Consider the following 3881-nt stretch of genomic DNA (forward strand, 5'->3'; position numbering starts at 1 on the left):
CGTCTGTCTCCAGACGAGCTGAATCGAGTCGCGGAATTGTGGCACAGCGGCTTCGACGCACGGTGAAACTTTTGACAATCTATTTCGTGCTTCGACAAGCTCAGCACGAACGGTTGTTCAATAACTTCGAGCATTCACCCGGTCACCCTGAGCTGCCTGTCGAAGGGCGACCAAAATGTTTTCAAAACTTTGTAAATGACGTCCGATCATAAATCCTGGCCCAACGACGCTCGACTCGTCGTTCTTCCGACGGTCATGTTCGAGAGCTGGTCGGAAGGCAAAGCCCCGCCCTACTCGCCGATGACGACCTCGTTGAAGCCCGGGACCGTCGATCGCCTCGGCATCTCCTGGGCCGAATACGGCGGCAAGACCGGCATCTGGCGAATCCTGAAAGTCCTCGACGAATTCGAAGTGCGCGCCACGGTCTGCATCAGCGGCAAAGCCGCGGAAAAATTTCCGCAGGCCGCTCGCGAGCTGCATAAGAAGGGCCATGAGCTGGCCGGCCACTCTTACACGCAGGATCTGCTTCTACCCTATGTCAGCGCCGACGAAGAGCGCGAGGTGATTCGCCGCTGCGCGGGTATCATCGAAGGCGTCACCCAAGCGAAACCGTGCGGCTGGTTCAGCCCGGTGGCGGCGCCGACGGAGCACACGGCCGAATTTCTCGCCGCAGAAGAATTTTTATGGCACGGCGATTACAACGATACCGACCTGCCGTATGCGCTGGAAACTGCCAAGGGAACTCTGGTTGCGATTCCGCACAGCGACTTTACCGACAACCGCGTGCTGCGCGGCAGCCCGAGAGATTTTTATCAGGTGTACAAAGACACGTTCGATTTTGTTTACCGGACGGAACCGATGGGCATGCTCAATCTCACCGTCCACGCGCACTTCGGCGGCCGGCCGATGATGTCCGCGATGCTCGCGGAAATTCTACGCTATATGAAAGGCTTTCCCGGAGTTTGGTTCGCCAGGCACGATGAGATCGCGCGCTACGTGCTTGCAGGCCGGTGAAAAACACCGTTCGCGCTTCGACAAGCTCAGCCCGAACGGTTCGCAATCTCCCGATCTTTACCGGTCACCCTGAGACTTGTCGAAGGGTGACGGGAACACCTTTCAAGACACCACCCTCAAACTGGGAACGCTCTCTCCAACGCCGCAAGCTGAGTCTGCGACAGCTTCCAGCCTGAAGCCCCGCACGCCTCGACCACACGCTCCACTTTGTCGGTCTTCGGAATCGCGATGACGCCCGGTTTGGCAATGCACCAGTTGAGCGCGACCTGCGCCATGGTCTTGCCGGACTCGGCGGCGATTTTCTCGAGCGCGCCGAGCGCGTGCCGGTGGCGTAGAGGCGGCTTGGCGCAGAGATCGCCGCGCGCCAGCGGGCTGTAGGCGATCACGGTGATCCGCCGCTGTTGGCAATACGCCAGCGTGTCTTCTTCGACGCCGCGCTGTAGGAGACTGTACTTCACTTGATTGGAGACGATCTTGTGGCGGGTCATCGAGGCCTCCGCCTCTTGAAGATTTTTTAGATAGAAATTGCTCACGCCGATGAATCGAATCTTGCCCGCGTCCACGAGCTTCTCCATCGCGCCCATCGTTTCCGCGATCGGCACGGCGGGATCGGGCCAGTGGATCTGGTAAAGATCGATCGCGTCGACGCCCAGCCGCCTGAGGCTCTTGTCCGCGGCGCTGAGAACTTGGTCATAGCGCAAATGGTTTCCCGAGACTTTGGTCGCGATAAAAACTTTTCCCCGCATGCCTTTGATCGCCGCGCCGACCGCCGCTTCCGTGCCGTACATCTCCGCCGTGTCGATCAGGAAGGCACCCAGCTCGACGGCCTTTCGGAGCGGCTCGCCACCGCCGCCGTACTGCCAGGTGCCGAATCCGATCTCCGGCGCCTGGACTCCCGTCGCTCCCAGTTTTTTGTACTCCACGTTGCCCTCGATTTGAAAATAACTTAACGACACTCCTGTTGCAATTATTCCTGAATCTATGGGAAACAGAAGCAAAGGAACGCATCATTCGTCATGCCGCTCACTCAAATGTTTCAGCAGCATCTTCGCCTGAAGGTCATCGCGCTCACTCTAGCGATCCTCATCCTGGGCTTCGGGATCCTGGTCATCCTCAACATCCGGCGCGCGGTGGATGCGCTGGTGGCCGGGAACCGGGAGACAGCCCAACTGCTGACGGCCTCCATCACAACGAGCATCGAAAACGGAATGCTCGAAGGACATCCCGACATCATCCTCCGTCTGGTGCAGGAGCTTAAGAAAGAATTGAAGGATGTGCGCGTTCTCGACGTCTATCGGCGCAACGGCGTCGAAGCCTTCAGCGACCTTAAAACAGTCGAGGAGATCGACGCGTGGGGCATGCTCGGCCCGGCGCTGGTCGAACGGCTCACCAAGATGCACCGCGAGCCGGGCAAGACGATCAACGATCCGTTGTTTAAGCGCACGGTCGAAACGCTGGCGCCGCAGGAGACCTACGAGACGACCAGCACTGGACGCATGCTGACGTTCTTCCGTCCTCTGGAAAACCGAAAGGAGTGCCAGGACTGCCACGGCGAGGACCACAAGGTACGCGGCGTCGTCAGGGTGAGCCTGGGTCTGGAGCGGCTCGATGCCGACCTGCGGGCGGCCCGGGACCGCCAGCTCATGGTCGCGCTGGTGACGATCCTCGGAGTGGCCGTCGCCCTGACGCTTTTTTTGGGCCGCCTGGTGCTGAAGCCGATCGCGCTGGTGGCCGCGGCCGCGCACCGGATCGGCGGCGGCGACTTCGACGCCCGCGTCGCCGCCGGGAGTCGGGATGAGATCGGCGCGCTGGGCCGCGCGGTCAACGACATGGCCGGCCGGCTCCAGAGCGCGCACGAAAATCTCCAGGCGCGAAACGCGGAGCTCGCCACCGCGCTCGACAGCCTTAAAGAGTCGATGCAGAAGGTGGAGCTGCTCGAACAGGTCAAGGGCGAGCTCGTCAAGTTCGTTCCCGAAGCGGTGACCAAGCTGCTGGAAAAGAATCCCAACGCTCACGAGCTGGAGAAGCGCGAGGCGGACGTATCGGTCCTGTTTCTCGACGTCGAGGGCTACACGCGCCTCTCCGAGCAACTGCCGGCGCAGCGGTTGAACCGCATGATTCAGGACTATTTCTCCAGCTTCCTAGAGATCATCCGCGCGCATCACGGCGACGTCAACGAGACCGCCGGCGACGGCTTGATGGTGATCTTCCAGAGCGAGGCCGGGCCCGCGCGACACGCGATGAACGCGGCCACCGCGGCCTTTCAGTTGCTGGCGAAAGTGGCGACTCTCAACCGCGAGTTCGTCGGCATCTATCCGGCCGTGGCGATTCACGTCGGCATCAACAGCGGCCCGGCGCTGGTGGGCGCGACGAAACTGGACGCGGCTGGCGGCGGGCGCTGGACCTTCACCGCGTCGGGCCCGACGACGAATCTGGCGGCGCGCGTCGCCGGCCTGACCAAAGGCGGCGAGGTCATGGTCGGACCCGAAACCGCGGAGCGGATCAAGGAACAATACGTGCTGCAAGACGCGGGCGAGCACCAGTTGAAGAATGTCTCGCAGGTCGTGCACGTATACCGTTTGGTCCCGCCGGGCGTTTATGTAAAGGTGGAAAGCACAGCGTAAAAACCAGGGAGGGCATATGATCATCGAGATGCGAACCTATTTGTTGAGACCGGGAACGGTTCCGAATTTCATGCAGCGCTTCGAAGAGGGTCTCACCGCGCGCCAGCAATTTTCCAAGCTCGGAGGCATTTGGCACTCCGAGGTGGGAACGCTCAATCAAGTGGTCCACGTCTGGCCTTACGAGAGCTTTGAGGCGCGCGAGCGCATCGGCCAGGAGGCGCGGAAGACCGGCAAGTGGCCGCC

The 3881-nt window shown here is 61.0% G+C and carries 4 protein-coding genes; 3 read left to right on the top strand and 1 reads right to left on the bottom strand.

The window, feature by feature from the left end; all coding sequences use genetic code 11:
• Positions 1–195: 195 nt before the first annotated feature.
• On the top strand, positions 196–1014 hold the full coding sequence (locus VGL70_25085) for a polysaccharide deacetylase family protein (GenBank protein HEY3306808.1): 819 nt from the start codon (positions 196–198) through the stop codon (positions 1012–1014).
• Positions 1015–1130: 116 nt separating this feature from the next.
• On the opposite strand, the gene VGL70_25090 is transcribed toward VGL70_25085, so the two are convergent.
• Positions 1131–1937, bottom strand: coding sequence for an aldo/keto reductase (locus VGL70_25090; GenBank protein ID HEY3306809.1), 807 nt, complete (start codon positions 1935–1937; stop codon positions 1131–1133).
• A gap of 93 nt (positions 1938–2030) precedes the next feature.
• Between VGL70_25090 and VGL70_25095 the strand changes: the two genes are divergently transcribed.
• Entirely contained in the window at positions 2031–3638 is a 1608-nt protein-coding gene (locus VGL70_25095) for an adenylate/guanylate cyclase domain-containing protein (protein HEY3306810.1), read from the top strand.
• 16 nt (positions 3639–3654) lie between these two features.
• Positions 3655–3881: NIPSNAP family protein (locus tag VGL70_25100; protein ID HEY3306811.1), on the top strand; the 227-nt coding region annotated here is incomplete at its 3' end.

The sequence above is a fragment of the Candidatus Binatia bacterium genome (assembly GCA_036504975.1).
Taxonomy (GTDB): domain Bacteria; phylum Desulfobacterota; class Binatia; order UBA9968; family UBA9968; genus JAJPJQ01.